23 protein-coding genes are annotated in these 24,201 nt (G+C 61.5%); 16 read left to right on the top strand and 7 right to left on the bottom strand.

Translation table 11 applies throughout. The features are described 5' to 3' along the window. The first annotated feature begins 7 nt into the window (after nucleotides 1-7). The 5 genes from sucD to NOX35_RS26460 all read left to right on the top strand — a co-directional run bounded on the left by sucD (nucleotide 8) and on the right by NOX35_RS26460 (nucleotide 3,436). Nucleotides 8-907 (top strand): succinate--CoA ligase subunit alpha, encoded by a 900-nt coding sequence (gene sucD / locus NOX35_RS26480; RefSeq protein ID WP_003064739.1) that lies wholly within the window; start codon nucleotides 8-10, stop codon nucleotides 905-907. Nucleotides 908-1,052: 145 nt separating this feature from the next. Next, nucleotides 1,053-1,745, top strand: a complete 693-nt coding sequence (locus NOX35_RS26475) for a TerC family protein (RefSeq protein ID WP_182285100.1) — start codon at nucleotides 1,053-1,055, stop codon at nucleotides 1,743-1,745. Between the two features lie 136 nt (nucleotides 1,746-1,881). Beyond that, the gene (locus NOX35_RS26470; RefSeq protein ID WP_182285099.1) at nucleotides 1,882-2,316 is read left to right on the top strand and encodes a MerR family transcriptional regulator; all 435 of its coding nucleotides are present in this window, start codon (nucleotides 1,882-1,884) and stop codon (nucleotides 2,314-2,316) included. Further along, nucleotides 2,316-2,750 (top strand): PaaI family thioesterase, encoded by a 435-nt coding sequence (locus NOX35_RS26465; protein ID WP_182285098.1) that lies wholly within the window; start codon nucleotides 2,316-2,318, stop codon nucleotides 2,748-2,750. The genes NOX35_RS26470 and NOX35_RS26465 overlap by 1 nt, the downstream gene beginning before the upstream one ends. Before the next feature lie 116 nt (nucleotides 2,751-2,866). Further along, nucleotides 2,867-3,436, top strand: coding sequence for a dihydrofolate reductase family protein (locus NOX35_RS26460; RefSeq protein WP_182285097.1), 570 nt, complete (start codon nucleotides 2,867-2,869; stop codon nucleotides 3,434-3,436). Here NOX35_RS26460 and NOX35_RS26455 read toward each other — a convergent pair. Further along, nucleotides 3,433-4,317 carry a DMT family transporter gene (locus NOX35_RS26455; protein WP_256495276.1) on the bottom strand — a complete coding sequence of 295 codons (885 nt, stop codon included), beginning with the start codon at nucleotides 4,315-4,317 and terminating at the stop codon, nucleotides 3,433-3,435. The genes NOX35_RS26460 and NOX35_RS26455 overlap by 4 nt on opposite strands. 231 nt (nucleotides 4,318-4,548) lie before the next feature. Between NOX35_RS26455 and pyrF the strand changes: the two genes are divergently transcribed. The 3 genes from pyrF (at nucleotide 4,549) to NOX35_RS26440 (ending at nucleotide 7,493) form a co-directional block, all read left to right on the top strand. Next, on the top strand, nucleotides 4,549-5,376 hold the full coding sequence (pyrF, locus tag NOX35_RS26450; protein ID WP_003064718.1) for an orotidine-5'-phosphate decarboxylase: 828 nt from the start codon (nucleotides 4,549-4,551) through the stop codon (nucleotides 5,374-5,376). A 19-nt stretch (nucleotides 5,377-5,395) separates the two neighbouring features. Continuing rightward, on the top strand, nucleotides 5,396-6,304 hold the full coding sequence (locus tag NOX35_RS26445; RefSeq protein ID WP_012840359.1) for a LysR family transcriptional regulator: 909 nt from the start codon (nucleotides 5,396-5,398) through the stop codon (nucleotides 6,302-6,304). Nucleotides 6,305-6,509: 205 nt separating this feature from the next. Beyond that, complete coding sequence (locus NOX35_RS26440; RefSeq protein ID WP_256495275.1) at nucleotides 6,510-7,493, top strand: tripartite tricarboxylate transporter substrate binding protein; 984 nt, start codon at nucleotides 6,510-6,512, stop codon at nucleotides 7,491-7,493. A gap of 632 nt (nucleotides 7,494-8,125) precedes the next feature. On the opposite strand, the gene NOX35_RS26435 is transcribed toward NOX35_RS26440, so the two are convergent. Together NOX35_RS26435 and uvrA are read right to left on the bottom strand one after the other, a co-directional pair. After that, nucleotides 8,126-9,298, bottom strand: coding sequence for an FAD-binding oxidoreductase (locus tag NOX35_RS26435; protein WP_256495274.1), 1,173 nt, complete (start codon nucleotides 9,296-9,298; stop codon nucleotides 8,126-8,128). 53 nt (nucleotides 9,299-9,351) lie between these two features. After that, nucleotides 9,352-12,420 (bottom strand): excinuclease ABC subunit UvrA, encoded by a 3,069-nt coding sequence (gene uvrA, locus NOX35_RS26430; protein ID WP_256495273.1) that lies wholly within the window; start codon nucleotides 12,418-12,420, stop codon nucleotides 9,352-9,354. A gap of 226 nt (nucleotides 12,421-12,646) precedes the next feature. Between uvrA and NOX35_RS26425 the strand changes: the two genes are divergently transcribed. The 6 genes from NOX35_RS26425 (at nucleotide 12,647) to NOX35_RS26395 (ending at nucleotide 18,998) form a co-directional block, all read left to right on the top strand. Further along, nucleotides 12,647-13,819 carry an MFS transporter gene (locus NOX35_RS26425; RefSeq protein ID WP_256496966.1) on the top strand — a complete coding sequence of 391 codons (1,173 nt, stop codon included), beginning with the start codon at nucleotides 12,647-12,649 and terminating at the stop codon, nucleotides 13,817-13,819. A gap of 261 nt (nucleotides 13,820-14,080) precedes the next feature. Further along, nucleotides 14,081-14,629, top strand: coding sequence for a single-stranded DNA-binding protein (ssb, locus tag NOX35_RS26420; protein ID WP_003064700.1), 549 nt, complete (start codon nucleotides 14,081-14,083; stop codon nucleotides 14,627-14,629). 315 nt (nucleotides 14,630-14,944) lie between these two features. Continuing rightward, entirely contained in the window at nucleotides 14,945-15,664 is a 720-nt protein-coding gene (locus tag NOX35_RS26415; RefSeq protein WP_182285091.1) for an FHA domain-containing protein, read from the top strand. A 188-nt stretch (nucleotides 15,665-15,852) separates the two neighbouring features. Continuing rightward, on the top strand, nucleotides 15,853-16,368 hold the full coding sequence (locus NOX35_RS26405) for a pilin (RefSeq protein ID WP_305881698.1): 516 nt from the start codon (nucleotides 15,853-15,855) through the stop codon (nucleotides 16,366-16,368). 79 nt (nucleotides 16,369-16,447) lie between these two features. After that, entirely contained in the window at nucleotides 16,448-17,614 is a 1,167-nt protein-coding gene (locus NOX35_RS26400) for a serine hydrolase (protein WP_256495269.1), read from the top strand. Continuing rightward, nucleotides 17,601-18,998 carry a sulfatase-like hydrolase/transferase gene (locus tag NOX35_RS26395; protein WP_256495268.1) on the top strand — a complete coding sequence of 466 codons (1,398 nt, stop codon included), beginning with the start codon at nucleotides 17,601-17,603 and terminating at the stop codon, nucleotides 18,996-18,998. Before NOX35_RS26400 ends, NOX35_RS26395 begins: the two co-directional genes overlap by 14 nt. Before the next feature lie 222 nt (nucleotides 18,999-19,220). Here the strand turns inward: NOX35_RS26395 and moaC are convergent, their stop codons facing one another. Next, nucleotides 19,221-19,694: a cyclic pyranopterin monophosphate synthase MoaC gene (gene moaC / locus NOX35_RS26390; protein WP_256495266.1), complete on the bottom strand. Its 474-nt coding sequence runs from the start codon at nucleotides 19,692-19,694 to the stop codon at nucleotides 19,221-19,223. Nucleotides 19,695-19,894: 200 nt separating this feature from the next. On the opposite strand from moaC, the gene NOX35_RS26385 reads away from it, so the two are divergent. Further along, nucleotides 19,895-21,541, top strand: coding sequence for a M48 family metalloprotease (locus NOX35_RS26385; RefSeq protein WP_256495265.1), 1,647 nt, complete (start codon nucleotides 19,895-19,897; stop codon nucleotides 21,539-21,541). On the opposite strand, the gene NOX35_RS26380 is transcribed toward NOX35_RS26385, so the two are convergent. The 3 genes from NOX35_RS26380 to NOX35_RS26370 form a co-directional block, all read right to left on the bottom strand. After that, a complete protein-coding gene (locus NOX35_RS26380; RefSeq protein WP_034348032.1) occupies nucleotides 21,500-21,850 on the bottom strand; it encodes a phage holin family protein in 351 nt (116 codons plus the stop codon). The genes NOX35_RS26385 and NOX35_RS26380 overlap by 42 nt on opposite strands. Nucleotides 21,851-21,957: 107 nt before the next feature. Continuing rightward, nucleotides 21,958-22,434 carry a hypothetical protein gene (locus NOX35_RS26375; protein WP_182285087.1) on the bottom strand — a complete coding sequence of 159 codons (477 nt, stop codon included), beginning with the start codon at nucleotides 22,432-22,434 and terminating at the stop codon, nucleotides 21,958-21,960. Between the two features lie 133 nt (nucleotides 22,435-22,567). Further along, nucleotides 22,568-23,323 (bottom strand): TerC family protein, encoded by a 756-nt coding sequence (locus NOX35_RS26370; RefSeq protein WP_003066777.1) that lies wholly within the window; start codon nucleotides 23,321-23,323, stop codon nucleotides 22,568-22,570. 425 nt (nucleotides 23,324-23,748) lie between these two features. On the opposite strand from NOX35_RS26370, the gene NOX35_RS26365 reads away from it, so the two are divergent. Beyond that, on the top strand, nucleotides 23,749-24,198 hold the full coding sequence (locus NOX35_RS26365; RefSeq protein ID WP_182285086.1) for a DUF3717 domain-containing protein: 450 nt from the start codon (nucleotides 23,749-23,751) through the stop codon (nucleotides 24,196-24,198). The last annotated feature ends 3 nt before the right edge of the window (nucleotides 24,199-24,201 follow it).

Raw genomic sequence — 24,201 nt, 5'->3', positions numbered from 1 at the left:
TAGAAACATGTCGATCTTTATCAACAAAGACACCAAGGTCATCACCCAGGGCATTACTGGCAAGACCGGTCAGTTCCACACTGAAAAGTGCCAGGAATACGCGAACGGCAAGAACTGCTTCGTGGCAGGCGTGAACCCCAAGAAGGCTGGCGAAAAGATTTTCGACATCCCAATCTTTGGTTCCGTCAAGGACGCTGCCAAGGAAACCGGCGCTACCGTGTCCGTGATCTACGTGCCTCCCGCAGGCGCTGCTGCTGCCATCTGGGAAGCCGTTGAAGCCGATCTGGACCTGGCCATCTGCATCACCGAAGGCATCCCCGTTCGCGACATGCTGGAAGTGCGCAACAAGATGAAGGCCAAGGAAGCTGCCGGCGGCAAGAAGACCCTGCTGCTGGGCCCCAACTGCCCCGGTCTGATCACGCCTGACGAAATCAAGATCGGCATCATGCCCGGTCACATCCACAAGAAGGGCCGCGTGGGCGTGGTGTCCCGTTCCGGCACGCTGACTTACGAAGCCGTGGCTCAGCTGACCGAACTGGGCATTGGCCAGTCCTCCGCCGTCGGTATCGGTGGCGACCCCATCAACGGTCTGAAGCACATCGACGTGATGCGCGCTTTCAACGACGATCCCGACACCGATGCCGTGATCATGATCGGTGAAATCGGCGGTCCCGACGAAGCCGAAGCTGCCCAGTGGTGCAAGGCCAACATGAAGAAGCCTATCGTGGGCTTCATCGCCGGCGTGACTGCGCCTCCCGGCAAGCGCATGGGCCACGCAGGTGCCCTGATCTCCGGCGGTGCCGACACGGCTGACGCCAAGCTGGCCATCATGGAAGAGTGCGGCTTCACCATCACCCGCAACCCTTCCGAAATGGGTCGCCTGCTGCAAGGCCTGCTGAAGAAGTAAGCCCGTGCAAAAGTTCGTGATACAGCGTTGAATTTACGCAGTATTACGAACTGGCAAGATGGGCTTCGCGCCCTACACTGCCTCCACTCTTAAAAGAAAGCGCCGCGCAATGCGGCGCTTTCATATTCAAAACAGTGGAGTCATCATGGAAATGCTCAATAGCGCCGATTTCTGGATCGGCCTGGTGAAGATCATCTGGATCAACATCATCCTCTCCGGCGACAACGCCGTGGTCATCGCATTGGCCGCGCGCTCTCTTCCCCCTGAACAGCAAAAGAAAGCCATCATGTTCGGCTCCGGCGCCGCCGTGGTGCTGCGTATCGTGCTGACCGTGGTGGCTGCCAAGCTGCTGGAGCTCTCCTTCCTGCAGGTCGTGGGCGGCTGCCTGCTGCTGTGGATCGGCTATCAGCTGCTGACTGGCGACGAAGACGGCGAGGGCGAGTCCAAGGGCCATGGCTCCATGATGACCGCCATCCGTACCATCCTGATCGCCGACCTGGTGATGAGCCTGGACAACGTGATTGCCGTGGCCGCCACCGCCCAGGGCAATATGGTGCTGCTGATCCTGGGCCTGGCCATCTCCATTCCCCTGGTGATCTTCGGCTCCACGCTGATGATCAAGCTCATGGAGCGCTTCCCCGTCATCGTCACGCTGGGCGCGGCGCTGATCGGCTGGGTGGGTGGCGAGACCATCGTCAACGACAACCTGCTGCATGGCTACACCATGGCTCACCCCTGGCTGCACTATGCCGCTGCTGCAGCGGGCGCCGTGCTGGTGGTCGGACTGGGCAAGTTCATGCAGGCACGCTCTATCAAGAAGGAAGTCGCCGCGGCCTGATCGCCCCGGAAGTCTTTCCCCAAAAAACGCACCGTGGTTCCACGGTGCGTTTTTTTATGGCCGCAGCACGGACGACAAACTGTGTGACCATGGCTTCCAACCTTCGTGTAACCCCAGGCTTGTTAGCCTTGTCGCCATGCAGATATCGGAACTTGCCAGCCTGTCGGGTGTGTCCGTGCACGCCATTCGCCACTATGAGAGTCTGGGCCTGATTGCCGCCAGTCGGCGCCCATCCGGCTACCGCGAGTTCGATGACAGCGTGATCCGCGAGCTGCGATTCATCGCCATGTCGCGGCAATGTGGCTTCTCTCTGGCGCAGATCGCCGAAGTGCTGCCGGCCTATCGTCGCAAGACACTGACGGCAGCCCAGATGATTGCCAGGCTTGCGGAGCGCATTGCCGAACTGGATGCGGAGATTGCCCAGCGGCGCGCACTGCGCAAGCACCTGGTTTCACATATCGCATGGTTCGGCGAGCGCGAGCCGCAGCCAGCCTCGAAGCCAGGATTTCCGCGTGTTCGTGCGCGCGGCAGTGACGAGGCCGGTTCATCCGGCCGGAGCAGGAGGAAGTGATGACACCGCAGAACGAACACTTTGCCCGAGATATCAGGGCGTTGGTGCTGTCCATGCCAGTGGCGCAGATGCTGCAACTGCGCTTTGAGCGCATAGAGCCGGGCGAGGTCGATCTCTGTCTGCCCTACCAGGAAAGTCTGAGTTTCAAGCCCGGCCAGTTGCAGGCAACGCCGGTCTTTGCCGTCGCAGACTTTGCCGCAGTATCGGCGGCAGGGACGCTGCTGCCGACTGGCTGGTTCAATGCCACGATCGACTGCAGCATCAAATACCTGGCGGCGGCCAATGGCACGAGCTTGCTGGCACGTGGCCGCGTCATCCAGGCCAGCAAGCTGCTGACAGTGGCCCGGGCGGATGTGTTTTCCTGCCGCGAAGGACAGGAGCTGCTGTGCGCCACCATGCTGGCCACGGCACGGAATCTGCCCCCGGCACAGTAAGAGGCCTTTTGAGGCGCTGTAGCGCCGCAATGGTGGATGCTACCGAGACTGATTTTTCTCGATAGCGGGCCTGTAACCAACCGAGTCAGCGCCTTCAAGGCAAACTACAGCCCATCATGAAGACCCAGTACTACACCGCTTCCAGCCTGGACGGCTTTCTTGCCACCGAGGACGACTCCCTGGACTGGCTGTTTCCCCTGGGCAGTCTGACGGAGTCCAGCTATCCGGGCTTTATTGCACAGGTCGGTGCGCTGGCCATGGGCTCGTCCACCTATGAGTGGATGGTCCGCAACGCTGATGCTGTGAAGCGGGAAACCGGCGCGGCCTGGCCTTATGCGCAGCCTGCCTGGGTCTTCTCCAGCCGCCAGCTGCCGTTGATAGAGGGAGCCGATGTGCGTTTTGTCAGCGGCGATGTGCGGCCCGTGCTGGCAGGCATGAGGGCTGCAGCCGGCGACAGGAACATCTGGATCGTGGGGGGTGGAGATCTGGCAGGTCAGTTCCATGACGCGGGCCTGCTGGACGAGGTGATTGTGCAGATCGGTTCGGCCACTCTGGGCCGTGGCAAGCCTTTGTTCCCGCGCCGCGTACTGAGTCCCGTGCTGCAGCTGCAGTCCGTGCAGCAGATGGGCCCGGGAATGGCCGAGCTGCGCTACACCGTGTGCAAAACGCAGCCACCTGCGAACTAACGGCTGCTTTTGGCAGGCCAGAGCACCGAAGCAATTGCCACCACCATCAGGCAGACGGCAGTCCAGTCCTGCCAGTGCAAGACCTCGCCCAGCCACCAGGCGCCCACAAAAACGCCGAGCACCGGAATCATCATCACGCTCAGCGTGGAGGCCACGGGCGGCAGGCTGCGGGCCAGATAGAACCACACGGCCTGGGCAAAGCCCAGCACCAGCACACCATTGAAAGCGATGGCAGCCAGGGCGCTCTGGTCGGGCATATGCCATTGCTGGCGCTCGAAAACAAAGGCCAGCACGGTCAGCACCACGGTGGTGATGGCCACCATCCACAGCGACAGCGTCATCAGCGGCACCGGTGCCTCGGTACGGCGCAGCAGCTGCGTGCCCCAGGCCCAGCCGGCGGCGGCGATCAGCATCAGCATCACGCCCAGGGGCTTGCTGCCCAGAGCGCCAACCTCATGCCACAGCAGCAGCAGCACGCCGGCGAAGGCTGCTCCCACGCCGGCCCAGGCGCGTGCGCCCAGCCTGTCCTTGAAGAACAGGCTGCCGAACACGGCCGAGAAGATGGGCATGGTGTAGCCCAGAATCGCCGCGCGCCCGCTGGACAGCGCGGGGATGGCAATGATGATCAGGCAGTGCCAGAGGACCATATTGAACAGCGTGAGCTTGGCCAGCTGGCCCCAGTAGCTGCGCGGTATGTTCAGCGGCAAGCGCTGGCTGATCACAAGCAGGGCCAGAATCGGCAGGCCTATCCACATGCTGACCATGCGAAAGCTCAGCGGCGGAAAATGCTGCACGCCGAGCTTCATCACCGGCCAGTTCAGGCCCCAGACGATGGTGAGCAGAACGAGAAGAATGAGCTGTTTGGGCGTGAACGAAGGCATGGGGCTGGATTATCTCCCCCGGGATGACTTTCTCCCCCTGTGGCGCTTCGCGCCTTCCCCCTCTCTCTACGCGCTGCGCGCTATGGGAGGGGGACGACAGCCTCGCTGCGGGGCGGCGGGGCCGCCCAGGCCCTTGCTCGCTGTCTCTCCACTGGTGTGTGCCAAGTTTGACGTCTTGCTGCAAAACCTGTGGCAAGGCTTGGAAGGGGTGAACAATTAAAATCCCCCTTTATGACTTTTATCGACATGCTGCGCGACGCGTCCACGCGCAATGACTCCATGCTGTGCGTGGGTCTGGACCCCGAACCCAGCCGCTTTCCCGGTGCCATGAAGGGCGATGCGTCCAAGATCTACGACTTCTGTGCAGCAATCGTCGATGCCACCCATGATCTGGTCAACAGCTTCAAGCCCCAGATCGCCTACTTTGCCGCCCACCGTGCCGAAGACCAGCTCGAAAAGCTGATGGAGCACATGCGTCGCGTGGCACCCCATGTGCCCGTGATTCTGGATGCCAAGCGCGGCGATATCGGCTCCACCGCCGAGCAATACGCCAAGGAAGCCTTCGAGCGCTATGGCGCCGATGCCGTGACGCTCTCTCCCTTCATGGGATTCGACTCCATCACGCCCTATCTCAAGTACGAGGGCAAGGGAGCTTTTTTGCTGTGCCGCACCTCCAACCCCGGCGGTGACGATCTGCAGGCCCAGGTCCTGGCCGATGTGCCTGGCAACCCCCATATGTTCGAGCATGTGGCCAAGCTGGCCCAGGGTCCCTGGAACACCAACGGCCAGCTGGGCCTGGTGGTGGGGGCAACCCGTCCCAACGAGATCGAGCGCGTGCGTGCCGTGGCTCCCACCTTGCCGCTGCTGATTCCCGGCGTGGGTGCACAGGGCGGCGATGCCGTGGCAACCGTCAAGGCGGCCCGCATCGGCGGCGGGCCCATCATCATCAACTCCTCGCGCGCCATTCTGTACGCAGGGCAGGGCGACGACTTTGCCAAGGCTGCACGCGAAGCCGCCATCGCCACGCGCGCCACGCTGCAGGCTGCAGCCCAGAGCTGAGCCAGGGTAGGCTCTGGCCATGCAAAGCAAATGGCTGGAAGACTTTCTGCTTCTGGCTCAGGAGCGCAGCTTCACGCGTGCGGCGGAGCTGCGCCATGTCACCCATCCCGCCTTCGGCCGGCGCATTCGTGCGCTGGAGGCATGGGCTGGAACGCCGCTGATCGAAGCGGGCGGCGGGCCGGTTCGTCTCACCCCGGCCGGAGAAGCCTTTCGCGACACCGCCGAGCAGATGGTGCGTACCCTGGCCCAGTCGCATGACGAGCTGCAGGCCGTGGCTGGTCGGCAGGCCCATGTGATCACGCTGGCCACGGGACGTACCCTGGCGCGCACCATCGTGGCCGACTGGCTGGCGCGCTACGGCAGCGTGCTGCAGACGGCGGAGATGCGCATCGTCACCCGCACACTCGACGAAACCGTGCACATGCTGCAGCGCGGCGAGGTCAGCTTTGCCCTGCTCTATCACCATGCGGCCATTGCCGTGCGGCTGGATGGCCGTCAGTTCAGCTATCTGACGGTGATGAGCGACAAGCTGGTGCCCGTGGCCCGGGCCGATGCCGAAGGCAAGCCCTTGTTTGCACTGGCGCAGGCCCTGCTGCCCGGTGCCAGCCCCGTGCCTTATCTGGCTTTCTCGCACAGCATGGCGCTGGGGCGGCTGGCCGAAGACCATCTGGCCAGCCATCCGCTGTGGCCGCGCCTGCGCCGCTGCATCGAATGCGATTCGGCGGATGCCAATTACGAGTACGTGCTCAAGGGTCTGGGCGTGGCCTGGATGCCATGGTCCATGGTGCAGCGCGATTGCCAGGACGGTCGTCTGGCGCTGGCCGGCGACGGCAGTCTGGACGTGCATTTCGATGTGCGGCTCTATCGGCCCAAACGCCGCCTGAGCACCGCTGCGGAGCAGTTCTGGACCGATATCACCGGTCAGTAAATGAGCAGTCACTCCTTTTTTGCCTGCGGCCAGAATTGAAGCTTGAAAAACAACAGCCGGTATCGAGCGCCTGACGACGTTGCTCCCTCTCGATTTGCCCGGGAGTACCTTGATGTGCTGAAATGGCACTGAAATGTGCCAGATCGGCACTGAAAGGTTCTCTCCGTATTCGGACAATTGCCTCATACAGATTCGGAATAGTTTCATGCAGAACACAAACATCCTCCGCCGTACCGCCATCGCTGCGGGCCTGCTGCTGGGCGCTGCCCTGGCAGTGCCTGCCATCGCCGCCGACAACTATCCCAGCAAGGCCATCACCATGGTCGTGGGCTACCCGGCCGGCGGCAGCACCGACCTGGTCGGTCGTCTGGTGGCCGACGGCCTGGCCAAGCATCTGGGCCAGCCCGTGGTGGTGGAAAACCTGGGTGGTGCCGGTGGCGCCATCGGTGCGCAAAAAGTGGCCAAGGCCCCTGCCGACGGTTACACCATCATGGTGGGCGCCAACAATGAGCTGGCCATCGCCAGGCTCATCAACAAGGCCGTGAAGTACAACATTGGCGACTTCACTCCCATCGGTCTGGTGGGCTCCCAGCCCATGGTGCTGGTCGCATCGCACAAGGCCGGCGTGAAGAACGCGGCCGAGTTCGTGAGCCTGGTGTCCAAGAACCCCGACAAGTTCAGCTACGGCAGCTCCGGCGTGGGCACGGCGCTGCACCTGGCCGGCGAGCTGGTCAAGGAGCAGGGCAAGCTGCACATGACCCATGTGCCTTACAAGGGCGTTGCGCCGCTGACCACCGACCTGGTGGGCAACAACATCGAGTTCGGCGTGTTCGTGCTGTCCTCGGGCCTGCCCCATATCAAGGCCGGCAAGGTCGTGGCCCTGGGTACGACCGAAGCCAAGCGCTCGGCCATCACCCCCGATATTCCGGCCCTGTCCGAGCTGCCCCAGTTCAAGAACGTGGACATCAACAGCTGGTTTGCGCTGATGGCCCCCAAGGGCCTGCCCGCTCCCATCGCCGCCAAGCTGAAGAAGGCGCTGGAAGACACCATGGCTTCGCCCGAGTTCCGCAAGAAGATGGAAGAGACCGGCAATGTGGTGGCCGATCCCAAGGTGGATGCCGGCAAGTACATCAATACCGAGATTGCCAAGTACTCGAAGATTGTTCAGTTCGCCAAGATCGAGAACTGATCTTGCTTTGACTGGCGGCCTGAGGTCGCCTAGGTTGGGAAGCGGCTTGTGCCTCTGGGGCGCAGGCCGTTTTTGTTTTTTCTGCTGATTGCAGGACAGAGGGCGGGTCTCGGCCCGCCTTGCCGACTCACTTTCTTGCCGGTGGCGGGGGGCCGCCCCCAAGAAAGTAGGCATAGAACACCGCCCCTACTGCCCACGCCCCCTTCGCTACGCTACTGGGTAACCTGTGCCGTCAACCTCTTGTGGCTGTTCGGCAAAACTCACGGCGTTCAAACACGTTGCCGTAAAAGTGATGACGATGCTGTTGCACTCTACGGTGCAACTGCGCGCCACAACAGGCTGCCTTCGCAGGCGTGGGCACAAGGTGCAATACCGAATGTGGGATAGCTTCTTTGAAAAATTAATAGCTGTTGCTGCAATCCAGATAAGCGCTAGAGCCTGATTTCGTCATGGCTTTGGCAGGCTTGCCCGTAGCGAAGCGCAGGGACGCAGATAGTCGTGACGTGTTCTTTTGCCTTCTTTTCTTGCACGAGCAAGAAAAGAAGGGCGGCCGGCGGGCCGAGACCCGCCCTCAGCACGGGAATCAGGCAAAAATCAGGCAATAGCCCAAACTCATCAAGCGCTACCCGCTATCAATCCTGATGCACTCGCTGGCATCTCGCAGGCGACACCGTCCCCACATTCACCTTCTGCGCGGCCAGCGCCGCATCCAGCGTTTCGCCGAGCAGCAGATTGCGTGCCAGCAGGCTGTAGCCGGCGGCGCTCTGGATGCCATAGCCGCCCTGGGCGGCGACCCAGAAAAAGCCCGGCACAGGCGTGGGCGAGGCATCCCAGCCTATCACCAGCTCGCCATCGGCGACAAAGCTGCGCAGGCCGGCCCAGGTATGCGAGGGGCGACGGATTTGCAGCGTGGTGGCTTCCTCTATGTGATAGATGCCGGTGGCAATGTCCAGCTCTTCGGGCACGACATCGTGCGGTGCCACGGGGTCTGCATTGGCGGGTGAGCCCAGCAACTGGCCGGCGTCGGGCTTGATGTACCAGTTTTCATCGGCGCTGATGATGGCGGGCCAGTGCGTGGCATCCATGCCTTCGGGGGCCGGGAAAGTGAAGGCGCTGCGGCGCTTGGGCGTGATGCCGATGGGAGCCGCACCCACCATGGCGGCCACGACATCCACCCAGGCCCCGGCAGCGTTGACGATGACCTTGGCACGAAGGCTCAGCCCCTGGGGCAGGGCAATGTGCCAGCAGTCGTTGACGCGGGTGATGGCCTGGACCTCGGCGTTGCACCACAGGTCGCCGCCGCGCTGGCGCAGGCCGCGGATATAGCCCTGGTGCAGGCCGTGCACATCGACATCGCGTGCGCCGGTGTCCAGAAAACCGTCCACCAAGACCTCGGTATCGAGCACGGGAACCAGGGTCTTGAGTTGCTCGGCGCTCAGGCGCTGGGCCTCGGGGGAGTGGATGGTGGCTTCTGCATAGGCTGCATCGACCAGATCCTTTTGCTCGGCCGTGCCCACATAGAGCACGCCGCGCGGCGTGAGGATGGGAGCTTCGGCAAAACCGGCCGGTGGCGCATCGTAGAAGGCGCGGCTGGCGCGGGTCAGGGCCTGTACCTGGGCGGGGCCGTAATGCTCTTCAAACAGTGCGGCCGAGCGGCCGGTAGTGTGATAGCCGGGCTGGGATTCGCGCTCCAGCACCAGCACGGAAGGCGGAGTATCGCCACCCGACTGCGCCAGTTGCCAGGCGGCGGATGCACCGGCCATGCCGGCCCCCACGATGACGAAATCCCAGATATCTTTCTGCATTGTTTCTCTCCTCGCTGCAAGTAGCTATGGTTTGCATAGCTGCTTGCACTTTATCAGTCTTGGTTTGTGGCCGATTTGGCTTTGGATTTGACAGAGGTCTTGTGCAGATAGGGCATGAGGTAGCGGCCCGTCACGCTGGCCGGGTTGGCTGCGATGTCTTCGGGCGTTCCCTGGGCAACGACCTGGCCGCCGCCCGAGCCGCCTTCGGGACCCATGTCGATCAGCCAGTCGGCCGTCTTGATGACGTCGAGGTTGTGCTCGATCACGACGATGGTGTTGCCCGCATCGCGCAGCTGGTGCAGCACTTTCAGGAGCAGGGCGATGTCGGCGAAGTGCAGGCCGGTGGTGGGCTCGTCGAGGATGTAGAGCGTGCGGCCGGTGTCGCGCTTGGACAGCTCCTGTGCGAGCTTGACGCGCTGGGCCTCGCCGCCCGACAGCGTGGTCGCGCTCTGGCCCAGGCGGATATAGGACAGGCCCACGTCCAGCAGGGTCTGCAGCTTGCGCGCAATGCTGGGCACGTCCTTGAAGAAGGCATGGGCGTCTTCGACCGTCATCTCCAGAATCTGCGAGATGTTCCGGCCTTTCCACTGCACTTCCAGTGTTTCCCGGTTGTAGCGCTGGCCGTGGCAGATATCGCAGGGCACGTAGACATCGGGCAAAAAATGCATCTCCACCTTGACCACGCCGTCGCCCTGGCAGGCTTCGCAGCGCCCGCCCGAGACATTGAACGAGAAACGCCCGGGGCCGTAGCCGCGCTCCTTGGCGGTATTGGTTTCGGCCATCAGCTCGCGGATCGGCGTGAACAGGCCGGTATAGGTGGCCGGGTTGCTGCGCGGCGTGCGGCCGATGGGCGACTGGTCGACATTGATGACCTTGTCGAAATAGTCGATGCCCGCGATATCGTCATGCGCCGCCGGCTCGGTGCCTGCGCGGTGTATCTGGCGTGCCGCTTCGGCATACAGCGTGTCGTTGACCAGGGTGGATTTGCCCGAGCCCGAGACGCCGGTGACGCAGGTGAACAGGCCGACGGGGAAGTCCACCGTCACGTTCCTGAGGTTGTGGCCGCGCGCGCCTTGCACGGTCAGCGCCTGAAGGTCGGTGCGCGCCTTGCTCGCAGATTCCCGCTTTTTGGCGGCCGTGACGGGAAAGCGCGATGCGCTTTGGCTGGCTTCGGCTTCACTGTCCTTGCGCAGCACGGGCAGCCAGGCGGTGCGCTGCCTGGGCACGGGAATGCTCTGTACGCCGCTCAGGTAGCGGCCTGTGGGCGAATCGGGGCAGGCCTTGATGTCTTCGTAGCTGCCCTGGGCCATGATGCGACCGCCATGCACGCCGGCGCCCGGGCCCATGTCGATGATCTGGTCGGCTGCGCGCATCATGTCTTCGTCGTGCTCGACCACGATCACGCTGTTGCCGATATCGCGCAGGTGCTCGAGTGTCGCAATCAGCTTGTCGTTGTCGCGCTGGTGCAGGCCGATGGAGGGCTCGTCCAGCACATACATCACGCCCGTCAGGCCCGAGCCGATCTGAGACGCCAGGCGAATGCGCTGGGCCTCGCCGCCCGAGAGCGTGTCGGCGCTGCGGTCCAGGCTCAGGTAGGACAGGCCGACATCGTTGAGGAAGAGCAGGCGCGAGGCGATCTCCCGCACGATCTTGTCCGCAATCTCGGCCTTGGCTCCGGCCATGCTCAACTGCTTGAACCAGCCCAGCGCATCGGCCAGCGTGGCATGGCTGACTTCATAGATGGAGCGGGCCTGCTCGCCATCGCCCACGCGCACAAAGCGCGCTTCGCGGCGCAGGCGCGTGCCTTCACACTCGGGGCATTTGCGAATGCTGCGCAGCTTGGCCAGATCGTCGCGCACGACCTGGGATTCGGTCTCGCGAAAGCGGCGCTGAATATTGGGGATGATGCCTTCGAACGGATGCGACTTGATGAAGGCTTCGCCCTTGCGTTCGCCGCTCTCGAAAACATAGTTGAACTCCATGGACTCGTCGGCCGAGCCAAAGAGAATCACGTCGCGAACCTTCTCGGGCAGGTCCTCGAATGCCGTCTCGGTGCTCACGCCATAGTGCTTGGCCACGCTCTCCAGCATGGAGAAGTAGTAATTGTTGCGCTTGTCCCAGCCCTTGATGGCGCCGCTGGCCAGACTCAGCGACGGGAAGGGCACGACGCGGTCGGGGTCGAAGGCCTCGCTGTTGCCCAGACCGTCGCAGGCCTGGCAGGCACCCATGGGCGAGTTGAAGGAGAACAGACGCGGCTCCAGCTCGGGCAGGGAGTAGTCGCAGAGGGGGCAGGCGAACTTGGCGCTGAACAGATGTTCCTTGCCACCGTCCATCTCCAGCGCGATGACGCGGCCGCCGGCATCGGCACCGCCGGCGCGCAAGGCGGCCTCGAAGCTCTCGGCCAGGCGCTGCTTGATGTCTTCGCGGACCTTGACGCGGTCTATCACCACATCGATGTTGTGGCGCTCGTTCTTCTCCAGCTTGGGCAGGGACTGTGCATCGTAGATCTGCCCGTCGACACGAAAGCGCACATAGCCCTGGGCCTGGAGCTGCACGAAAAGCTCGGCGAACTCGCCCTTTTTCTCGCGCGCCAGGGGGCCGAGGATCATCAGCTTGGTGTCCTCGGGAAGCTGCAGCACGCTGTCCACCATCTGACTGATGGTCTGGGCCTGCAGCGGCAGATTGTGGTCGGGACAGAACGGTGTGCCGGCACGGGCGTAGAGCAGGCGCAGATAGTCGTTGATCTCGGTCACCGTGCCCACGGTGGAGCGCGGGTTGTGGCTGGTGGCCTTCTGCTCGATGGAAATGGCGGGCGACAGGCCCTCGATCAGATCGACGTCGGGTTTGTCCAGTCGGCCCAGAAACTGGCGTGCATAGGCCGAGAGACTCTCCACATAGCGGCGCTGGCCTTCGGCGTACAAGGTATCGAAGGCCAGACTGGACTTGCCCGAGCCCGACAGGCCGGTGATCACCACCAGCTGGTTGCGGGGAATGTCCAGATCGATGTTCTTGAGGTTGTGCGTGCGTGCGCCGCGAATGGCGATGCGTGTCTGCGCCAGAGAGCGGCCCAGATAGAGGCTGTCATCGTGGACTTCAGAGGGCGAATCAGGCTTCAGGGACACGGGCGCTCCAGACGGGGAAAACTCTCCATGATAGTCAGACGGGCTTGCGCGTGACTAGATGATCCAGGTTCACGGACAATCTACGGTTTTATTTCCTCTCTTTTGCCCGGCAGTGATTTAGTTAACCTGGGCATAAGACTTTGACTCTTGGCAAAATCTGAGCGTGAAAAAAATCAATACCTCCCCCAGCGCGGGCACGCAGGGCACGGACAAATCCTCCACCACCATGACCTCCCAGGAACGCCGCTCCAGCGGCGCCCTGGCGCTGATCTTTGCGCTGCGCATGCTGGGCCTGTTCCTGGTGCTGCCCGTCTTCATGCTGGAGGCACGCAAATACCCGGGCGGTGACGACCCGGCCATGATCGGCCTGGCCATGGGCCTGTATGGCCTGACCCAGGCCCTGTTCCAGTTGCCCATCGGTCTGGCCTCCGACCGTATCGGCCGCAAGCGTGTCATCGTCGCCGGCCTGCTGGTGTTTGCGGCCGGCAGCCTGATTGCGGCCATGGCCGACTCGCTGACCGGCCTGATGGCCGGACGTGCCATTCAGGGCGCAGGTGCCGTGTCTGCCGCTGTCACGGCCTTGCTGGCCGACCTGACGCGCGATGGCGTGCGTACCAAGGCCATGGCCTTGGTCGGCGGCAGCATTGGGCTGATGTTTGCACTGGCGCTGGTGCTGGCGCCGCTGCTCAATGCCTGGATCGGCCTGTCCGGCATCTTCGGCCTGACCTGCGCGCTGGCGCTGGCCGGCATTGCCGTGGTGCTGTGGGTGGTGCCGCCCGAGCCCAGGCAGCATGCCGATGCGCCCAAGGGCCGGTTCAGCGAGCTGCTGGGCCAGTCCGATCTGCTGCGCCTGAATTTTGGCGTTTTCATTCTGCATACCGTGCAGATGTCCATGTGGGTGGCCGTGCCTGCCATGCTGGTGCAGGCCGGTCTGGCCAAGGAGCAGCACTGGCATATCTATCTGCCGGCCGTGCTGCTGTCCTTTCTGGCCATGGGCCTGCTGTTCTCCATGGAGCGCAAGGGAAAGCTGCGCAAGGCCTTGCTGGGGGCCATCGGTCTGGTACTGGTCGTGCAGATCGGTCTGGGCATGCTGGCCGCCAGTGGCACCATTCCGACGGTCTGGTGCATGGCGCTGCTGATGTTTCTGTTTTTCTGCGGCTTCAATGCTCTTGAAGCCACCCAGCCAAGCCTGGTCTCGCGCATGGCTCCGGCGCCGCTGCGTGGTGCGGCATTGGGGGCCTACAACACGCTGCAGTCGCTGGGCCTGTTTGCCGGTGGCGCTGTCGGTGGTGCAGTCGCCAAATTTGCGGGCGTGCCGGGCCTGTTCATCATGACGGCCGTGCTCGTTGCCCTGTGGCTGCTCGTGACCTGGCCGCTGCGCCCGTTGGGGCGCCACTGACTTGCAGCAACACCCCCTGAGGCGCTGTGCGCCTAGGCGGCCCCGCCTTCCCCCTCTCTGCTGCGCGGAGGGGGACGCAGCCCTCGTAGCGGGGCTGCTCTTGCTCGGCTGCTCGTGCGCAGTGGCCCCTGCACCATGTATCGCCGTGATGGGATATAGGGCAATCCCGTGCTCGTCATGGCTGGCTTGGGGCAAAATACGAGGCTCATTGGTTCGGGACCTTTCGTAATTGCCCGGGCCACTTTTTGAAAAGGTATCTCTATGGCATCCGTCAACAAAGTCATCATCGTCGGCAATCTGGGTCGTGACCCCGAAATGCGCACCTTCCCCAGCGGCGATCAGGTGGCCAATGTGACCATCGCCACCACAGACCGCTGGCGCGACAAGAACACCGGCGAAAACCGCGAAGCCACCGAATGGCACCGCGTGGTCTTCAACGGCAAGCTGGCCGAAATCGTGGGCCAGTACCTGCGCAAAGGCAGCCAGGTCTATGTGGAAGGCAGCCTGCGCACCCGCAAGTGGACCGACCAGGCCTCCGGCCAGGAACGCTACGCCACCGAAATCCGTGCCGACGCCATGCAGATGCTGGGCAGCCGCCAGGGTGGTGGTCAGCAGCAAGGCGGCTATGGCAGCGATGACGGCTATGGCGAAAGCAGCTACGAAGCACCCCGCCGTCAGGCTCCCGCTCCCATGCAGCAGCGCCCCGCACCGGCACCCATGCAGCAGCGTCCTGCTCCTGCACCCATGGCTCCTCCCCCCCAGCGTGCAGCTTCGGGGTTTGACGACATGGATGACGATATCCCGTTCTAAATCACGGATAGGTGGCAGCCGCCACTTTGCAAAGATTTGCAAAAAGCCCGCGCTTTCAACGAGCGCGGGCTTTTTCCTATATGGCGACTTGATAGATTGCGGGTGCGATTCCAAAGATGCTGCAGTCGAATGGCAGCAAGGTTGAAAATTTCAATCGGTTAGCTGGCTTCATCGAATTAGTGAAATAAGATGCAGCATGCAAGCGCGTTTCATTCAGTTACGATTGGTGATTGAGCGCTGAGTCACACACTCAAGTGGAGTGGTCCTAGCCAGTGCAGCCAAGCAGGACTTGGCGTTTCCTCAGGAGCTTCGAGCATGCCGACTTTGGTCATCTCAATCGACGGCGCAGTCATCAAGGAAGTACAGCTCACCAAGGAGCGCACGACCTTGGGTCGTCGTCCTTACAACGACATCGTGATCGAGAATCTGGCGGTCAGCGGCGAGCATGCCGTGCTCACCATCTCTGGCGGCAAGGTCAGCATTGAAGACCTGCGCAGCACCAACGGCACCTATGTCAACGGTCGCGCCGTCCAGAAGCAGGACCTGCTCAACGGCGACCTGCTCGACATCGGGCGCTACAAGATCCGCTTTCTCGATACCGTGATTGCCGGTTCGAGTGCCCCGTCGTCTGCCCAGAGCAGCAAAAAGGCGCTGGCGCATATCTCCGAAGAGGCAGACAGCGGCTATGCCAAAGTCGCCAGCCCCTCCGGGTTTGGTGAAATCTCCAGCTTCAGCTCCACCATCCAGGGCTCGCTCGCCGCGCTGCCTGAGCGCCACGCGGTGATTCGCATGCTCACCGGCAGCCTGGCCGGCAGGGAAATACCTCTCTTCAAGGTCGTCACCACCCTGGGCAAGCCCGGTGTAGCCATCGCCTCCATCACCCAGAAGCCCCATGGCTTTGTGCTCACCCAACTCGAGGGCGCAAGCGAAGACCTCAAGCTCAATGGTCAGGTGGTGGGCCCTCTTTCTGTGCCGCTGCTCAATGGCGACACGGTGGACCTGGCGGGAAGCACCATGCGCTTTGTCGTGGAGTGACAGGCCGGCTTGACTTGTGCCAAGAGTCTGACAAATTTGTCATTACTTGTGACGGGAATGCCAAAACTGTTACGCAAACTCGCTTTCATGTTGCCAAACGTGTCGTCTTGGATATGACCTGCCTCTGCCAAATTATTGGCATGCAGCTTGCTTGGTACTTCATGTCTCATCCAACTAGGGAGTTTGAAATGAAGCGTTCCATTCAAAAGGGTTTCACCCTGATCGAGCTGATGATCGTTGTGGCGATCATCGGTATTCTGGCTGCCATCGCCATTCCCCAATACCAGACCTATGTGGCCAAGTCCCAAGTCTCGCGTGTGATGTCCGAGGTCGGCGCGTTGCGCACGGCTGCTGAGGCTTGCATTCTGGATGGTAAGTTGACTCCTGTCGCTTCGACCAACACAACACCTGCAGCGACTGAATGCAATCTGGGTTCGACTACTAGCAACCTGCTTGGCGCCGCTACGGCAGTTAAGATCAGCACTGGCTTGATGGCGAATCTTGGCGATGCCAGTACTGATGCAACGCTCGAGGCCACATTTGGTACCAATGCTGCAGTAGCACTTACGACTACCGGAAAAAATACACTGACTTGGACTCGCCAGGCCACCACTGGAGCTTGGGTTTGCTCAACAACTGTTGACACAAAATATCGCCCTGCTGGTTGTTCTAGCAGCTCCGCAACCTTTGCTTCTGGTACCTAATTCGCGATCCCTGGTTTCTCTTGAAACTTAGCTAAAAGAAGCGCCCGTACAGGGCGCTTCTTTTATGGAGTTGTTGGAAATGCTGCGCCGTTCCGTTGCCTATCTGCTGCTAATTTGCATCATCTTTCTGCCTTGGTTGGCTTGGGAGACAGATCGCAATATGGTCAGGCGCTGGCTTTATCCGGTCACAGGTCATCTGGCGGCGTTGTCCACGCGCTGTGATGCAACTGCTCCGGCTTGGCTGCAAGCCTTGGCGCAGCAACTTCCCACAAAGCTGGATTCCCCGGCCAATCAGATTGCGTTTGTTGGTCAATCCGGCGTGCTGTCTGGCTGTGTCAATGGTTGGGAAGGTCATCCCATGATCAGCAAGCAGGTGACGGCTGATACGCGCTTTCGTCTTGCCAGCCTGTCCAAGCTGGTGACTTTTTTTGGCGTGACCCATGAGCAAGCCTTGGGCCGGGCAGATTGGATGAGCCTGCCTCTGGTTCAGGTGCTGGGGCTGACACCGCCATTCCGTGATCCGCGCATTGCTGAAATACAAATACGCCACCTGCTCAACCATTCGGCGGGTTTTGACCGTATGCGCGCCAAGGATCCCATGGTCATTGATGACCAAAAGCCCTGGTGCCCCGGGCAGCTTGAGAAATTGGCGGACACGCTGCTGCAATTCACTCCAGGTGCACGTCATGCCTATGCCAATCTGGGCTTTTGCCTGGCCGCTGCGGCCTATGAAAAGCATATGGGCCCCAGTCTGTGGAGTGCGCTGGAGCAGGATATGCATCTATCACGCTATGGGCTGGGCTATATGGATGAGGCGGATTCACCCATTGCCTATAACTTTATGCACAACGAGATGCGTGGGCCGGAGTTTGTAGAACACTTTGACTGGCAGGCACTGCGCGCGCCCATGGGCATGACAGGGAGTGCCCAGGGACTAGCCCGCTTTGCGGCCGACAACCGCACCCTTCTGGACTTTGCGCGCGGTATGCACGATCCAGGTATTCCCTGCAACGAAACCCTGTTCGAGAGCTGTATGGATGGCTTTCTGGAACGCCGCCGGCTGGGTGACGTCACGGTATGGCAGCAGCGCGGTTATCTTTACGGCATGGCGGCGCTATTTGTGATGGACGAGGCCGGTAATTTCTTGGTTTGGTTGGGCAGTGGTGAGATAAATCCGCCCACGCTGGTCTCTGATTTCCTAGTACGTACATTGATCGATGGAGTGAATCAACATGCAGCACGGTGAGGTGCTTGTGGGGAAGTGGAAAACCGTCAGCGCTGCGCTGGGTTCGCTGTTGCTGCCTATGCTGCCGGGCTTGGCAACAGCACTGGTGCTTCAGGTCTACCGACCTTGGTTCTGGGCTGAGTTTCTACTGGTGGCTTTGATTGCGCGCGGCAGGCCGCTATTGTTTACGGCAGGCTTGGCGTTGCTGTGGTTGGCAGATTTTCTATTTGCTTTTGCGCAGGTCAATCTTTCGTCAGACTATAGCGATGTGCTGGAATTGCTGGTTTTTTTGCCTTATGCCAATACCAACTGGATTCTGGCTGGTATCACAGGCTTGGTGGCTTTAGCGGCTTGGGGCTGGCTGTGTGTGAGGGTTCACCATGTCGGGTCGCCGGGACGGGCCATGCTGGTGTGGGTGTTGGTGATTACGGGTGTTGCGGTGGCTGTGCCCAGGCTTGACGGCTTCAATCATACGGAGAGCAAACTCTACGGTATTCGCCAGGCCAAGCTAGCTGGGTCTTGGGTGCTGGATAGTCACTTCATGCGGCAGGCGATGGCTTTTTACGAAGAGGGCTATGCGCCGGATGTGGGGGTATTCAGGCCCATCGAGCCAAAACAGTCCGCCGTGAGTCGGCTTGGTGATCTAAGCCAGGGGACAGCGATGCCCGACAAGCTATTGCTGATAGTGGTCGAGTCCTGGGGTTTGGCGCATGACGAAGTGGAGAATCAATTCTGGCGCGATCTATGGCGTGTCCCAAGTTTGCGACAACTGGATACGGGCACAGTCCATTCTCAAGGTTCTACCTTGCAGGGGGAGCTTCGGGAGCTATGCGGCCTGATCCCACAGACGTTACGCATCGACGATGTGCCGCAAGCCGAGAACTGCCTGCCCAATCGCCTGCGCGCACAGGGCTGGCAAACACGGGCCTTTAATGGAGCCTCGCCCCGCATGTATCGAAACGGAAATTGGTATCCGCAAATCGGTTTTGCACAGAGATCCTTCCTGCCTGAGCTAATCGCAGACGGCAGGCTCTGTTCCAATATGCCGGGCGTTTGTGACTACAGCATTGCTGACCGTGTGATACAGACATTGCACGAGCCAGGGCGGCAGTTCAGCTACTGGATGACGCTTAATTCGCATACGCCCTATAAGCTGGGCGATCTGAGTTCCCCCGATGTGCCAGATCGGGTATGCCCCGTGTTGCAACTGGAGGGGGCGCGCTGTGCACATGCTGCGTTGCTGTATGACTTCATGCAGTCGTTGAAGGGGGCGTTGTTGCGTCATCCGTTGCCCGGCCTGCGCATCGTGCTGGTGGGTGACCACCAGCCCAAGTTCTTTGATGCAGACTCGCGCGATGCCTTTGTTCAAGGCCAGGTTCCCTATTTGGTACTTGAGGTTGACTGATCAGGTTACGCGTCGAGCTCCAAATCCCATCATTAAAGGAGGGAGAGGAAGCGAGAGCGGACGGGCAGATGCGGTTACGGAATGGCTGAAGGTCCTTCTTCATTTCTCCGGCAATCTGTTTGAGTGATATCTAAGATTTGACTGCTCTCCAAGTCTGCCATTCCGGATAAGAGCGAGCGTGTTTACGATCTCTTCGGGCCGCGTAAAGAACGTAAACACGCTCTAAACCACCCAGCTCCCCGACTTCCCCCCCCGCTTCTCCAGCACCCTGACCCCCCCCATTACCATCTCCTTGTCCACTGCCTTGCACATATCGTAGATGGTCAGCAAGCCGACCTGCACGGCGGTCAAGGCTTCCATTTCCACGCCGGTCTGGCCTTTCAGCTCGACGGTGGCGGTGCAAAGGATGGAATTGGATTCCGGCTCCAGCTCAAACTCGACGGCGACACGGGTCAGGGCCAGGGGATGGCACAGCGGGATGAGGTCGCTGGTCTTTTTGGCGGCCATGATGGCGGCAATGCGGGCCACGCCGAGCACATCGCCTTTTTTGGCTGTGCCGGTTTGCACGATGGCCAGGGTCTCGGGCTTCATGGTGATGCGGCCTTCGGCCACGGCAATACGGTGAGTGCTGGGCTTTGCTCCAACGTCCACCATATGGGCCTGGCCTTGGGCGTCGAAGTGGGTAAGAGAGGACATGGCGGTTCTTTCCGGGGGCAGACGGCTTGGGTTCTGCCGCCCAATCACGGTTGAGCGGTGATGGAATGGCGGCTTTACCTGGGCATCCCAGGCGGGCATATCGCCGTCTCCATCAATCAAGGCATCATAGTGGGGTGTTGAACGGTCGGCATATGGAAGATCCGTATGCCGGCAATGCTGTGATTGCCATGCCATTTTTGATGCCAAAACTGCGTACAGTTCATATTCTAAAAGCGCTGACAGCTTCTGTTTTGATAGCTATTCAGGCCGTTTCCCCATTGACTTCATCTGCGCAGGCGGCGGGCTTGCCGACCCTGGGCGACGGCGCTTCGTCGCTGACCACGGGCGAGGAGCGGCGTCTGGGTGACTCCATCGCCCGCGAACTCTACCGCGATCCGGACTATCTGGATGACCCGGTGCTGCAGGAGTACGTAGAGGGCATCTGGCTGCATCTGCAGGATGCGGCGCGCAAGAATGGCGAGCTGTCACCCGAGCTTGAGGAGCGCTTTGCCTGGACGCTGCTCCTGGGCAAGGACCGCCAGGTCAATGCGTTTGCGCTGCCGGGCGGCTATATGGGCGTCTATCTGGGTCTGATCGGCGTGGTCAGCAGCGGCGATGAGCTGGCCTCGGTCATCGCCCATGAAACCAGCCACATCACCCAGCGCCACATTGCCCGCATGATGGCGCAGCAAGGCAAGCAGACGCCGCTGATGCTGGCTTCCATGCTGCTGGGCGCCCTGGCGGCAACGCGCAGCCCCGATGCGGCCATGGCCATCATGATGGGCGGTCCGGCGGCCGTGATGCAGAACCAGCTGAACTTCTCGCGCGCCATGGAGAGCGAGGCGGATCGCATGGGTTACAGCCTGATGTCTCCTGCGGGCTTTGCCCCCCAGGGCTTTGTGAGCATGTTCGGCAAGCTGCAGCAGGCCAGCCGGCTCAATGACAACGGCAGCTGGCCCTATCTGCGCAGCCACCCGCTGACCACCCAGCGTATCGCGGACATGGATTCGCGCATTCCGCCAGGAAAGCGTGCGGCCGACCCCGTGCCGACGCTGGAGCATGTGATGATGGCGGCCCGTGCCCGAGTGATCTCCAACCAGGGTGTCGAGGTGCGCCGCCAGTGGGCCAGGCTGCCGCGTTCCGGCAGTTTTTCCAGTCTGAGCCAGTTCGAGCAGGTCGCTCAGCTCTATGCGGCCACGCTCAGTGCCATGTATCTGCGCGACTGGCCGCTGGCGCGCGAGATGGTGCAGCGGCTGCTCGCGGCGACGGCGGGCAACGCACCAGCGAATATTCAGGCCAGATGGCTGAATGCCGAGCTTGAATTCAAGGCCGACAACCCGCAGGCGGCCTTGGCTGCCTTGCCACTGCACTCCGGCAATGCGCCCCAGGCGGCGCCCAGGGTCACGGCCAGCGGCAATCTGGCCGGGCCGCGCGAGGCCGGGCCGAGTTTGGCCACGATTGACGTAGTGGAGCGGGTTGCGCCGCGCAGGCCAGAGCTGTTGCTCAAGACCGAAATCCTGCTCAGGCTCAACCAGGCAGGTCCCATGGCCAGCCCCTTGCAGACCTGGGTGACTGACCATCCCCGCGATGGCTCGGCCTGGCAGACGCTGGCGCGCGTGTGGCGTAGCCAGGGCCAGGAAATGCGAGCTTTGAGGGCCGAAGCAGAGGCCCAGGTGGCGCACTACGACTACGCGGCAGCGGTGGATCGCTTCAAGGCCGCGCAGGATCTGGCCCGCAAGGCCGGCGCCGGTGCCGACTACTTCGAGGCTTCCATCATCGACACGCGTTTGCGTGCCGTGGAAGAGTTACTCCGGGAACAGCTGCGCGACAAGGCGGTCAATAAGTAGGCCCAGCACCGAGTAGATCAGCGCACCCAGCATGGCGGCCCAGAAGCCGGTGACATGGAAGCCGCCGAGGATGCCGGAAGCCATCCAGAACATCAGACCGTTGACCACCAGCAGGAACAGACCCACGGTGATGATGGTCACGGGCAGCGTCAGTATCACCAGGATGGGGCGAATGATGGTGTTGAGCAGGCCGATGACCAGGGCCGCAATCATGGCCGAGCCGAAGCTCTGTACCTGTACGCCGCTGTAGACATAGGCGACCGCGAGAAGAGCCGCCGCGCAAAGAAGCCATTTGACGAGGATTTTCATGCCGACCAGCATAGCAGCAGGCTGTGTCTGCGGTCATCGCGGCAGATCATAAAAAAGCCTTGCGAGGTGTTGGCCGCGCAAGGCTTTTCAGAGAGTGCTTGAAGCTCTTAAATCGAGAGCGAGTCGTCGATCACAAAGCCCATCATGGCGGCAATCGCTGCCATGGTGCCGGGCAGATTCCAGCGGCCGCCGGTGGTGGCGCCTGTCTTGGCGTTGGCCTTGACGGGAGCGGCTTGCACGGCCTCCTGCTTGGGGCGACGGGCGTCGATGATCTGCGCTGCGCCATGTTCCTGCTGCAGCTCGGCGACCAGCTCGGTCAGCGGGCCCTTGGCCAGCACGGCGGTGACCTTGCCTCCTGTCGTCGCCATCACGGGCATCAGCGCCGCAAACAGCTTGTCGGCCCATTTGCCGCGCCAGTTCTCGCGAGCGCGATGGCTGACCCATTTGCTCACACGGTGGGTCATGCGCGGAGCACAGGCCACCAGCAACCAGTGGGAGGAAGCCGCCTGGCTCGATCCCGCCAGTGCCTCGAGCATAGGCTGGGCGTATGTGGCGTCATCCACGTAAACAATGATGGGGTTCAAAGTGCGTCCTAACGGGAACGAAGGTTGAAGAATGCGGCACCTCTGTAGGAATGTGCCGACTTGTTTCTATTGTGAGTCGTGAAGGCTGCGCTCAGTTCCCGCATTCCTTCACGAATTGCTGGGTTTTCCAGACTTAGTGGGCTGCAACCGCAGGGCGGCGGCTGGCAATGAACTTGCCCAGGGCCAGAACCAGCAGTGCGCCGCCGATATGGGCTGCCCAGTACAGGGTCTTGGAGATCTCGGCCAGACCTTGTGCATCGGTCGTGCCCAGCTTGGGCATCCACAGCCACTTGTCGGTGTTCACGAACACGGGGTCGGTCACGAACATGCCGCCCGCAATCCAGCCCAGCAGCATGCCGCCGGCCACGATGATCATGGGGAAGCGCTCCATCAGCTTGATGACCAGCTGCGAGCCCCAGACGATGATGGGCACGGAAATCAGCAGACCCAGCACGATCAGCAGCATCTGGTGGTCGCCCGAGCTCTGGGCTGCGCCGGCGATGGCGATCACGTTGTCCACGGACATCACCAGGTCGGCGACGATGATGGTCTTGATGGCGGCAAACAGCTTGTCGCTGCCTTCGATGTTGTCGTGACCTTCGTCATCGGGAGCAATCAGCTTGATACCGATCCAGATCAGCAGTATGGCGCCCACGACCTTCAGGAAGGGCAGCTGCAGCAGCACCATGGCAAAGGCGATCAGGATGATTCGCAGGATGATGGCACCGGCAGTGCCGTAGATGATGCCCTTGCGACGCTGTTCGGGGGGGAGCTTGCGGCAGGCCAGTGCGATCACGACCGCGTTGTCGCCGCCCAGCAGGATGTCGATGATGATGATTTGGCCCAGCGCAATCCAGAAGGGCGTGTGGGTCAGAAAGTCCAGATCCATGTGATTTTTCCTCGTTGTGGAATGCCGCCGGTGCAGTCTGCAAAGGTTTGGCACTTGACGCCAGCGGGTGAAGACCAAGGTGACGTAAGTCGAAGCGCAAACCCGCGCGAGGAATCGTGCAGGGGCAGACACTTTGATTGACCGTCATCGGCCTATCAAAGGTCTTGCTCGATTGCAGCCTGACTGCAAACCGTATGGCCGGAAGCTTGCGCTTCGTATTGACGACCATCCGCTCATGACGCAAAGCATGCGCCCGATAAGCTACTCCCCTTCGAAGCTGCGCATTTCAACACAGCAGGCATGGGATTTCAAGTTTCAAACCCCATCTAGTTCACAGGTTTTATATTGAGCGGCAGTCTTGCGACGCCTTTGCACACAGCACAGGCAGCTACCAAAAATGCAGCAACCTTGCTGGCGCAGGCCTCATGGCAGCGGCTTATGATGCCTGCTTCATGACTGCCATTCACATCACCGACATCGAAGCTGCCATCAATTACTGGCGAGGCCGCGCTCCATCGCCCGACGGCGTGCTGCTGGCACCCGAGGTCAAGGCCCTGGCCGAGGTGTATGCGTTGATGATTTATGAATGCGAGCCCGAGGTGGCGGTGGAGGGCTTTCCCTCACATGCCATGGCGGCCTGGCTGGTCTGGTTCGACACCATGCCCGATACGCCTTGCATTGCCATCTGCTCCACAAGCCAGGGCGATGAAAAATGCAAGGGCTGCGGCCGCAGCTTCGACGAGGTGCAGCACTGGACGGCCATGGAGCCCGCCGAGAAGCGTGCCGTATGGCGTCGCATCACGGTCGAGGGAGATTCCTGGCGCTTCACCCGCTATGCGGAGCGCGCGGCGGAGCGACGCGGCCAGAGTTTCTGAAGC

Origin of the sequence: Comamonas sp. C11 (genome assembly GCF_024496285.1) — a bacterium.
Taxonomy (GTDB): Bacteria; Pseudomonadota; Gammaproteobacteria; order Burkholderiales; family Burkholderiaceae_C; genus Comamonas; species Comamonas testosteroni_F.
The sequence above is the reverse complement of the archived record's forward strand: the minus strand, read 5'-3'. Positions and strand labels throughout refer to the sequence as shown.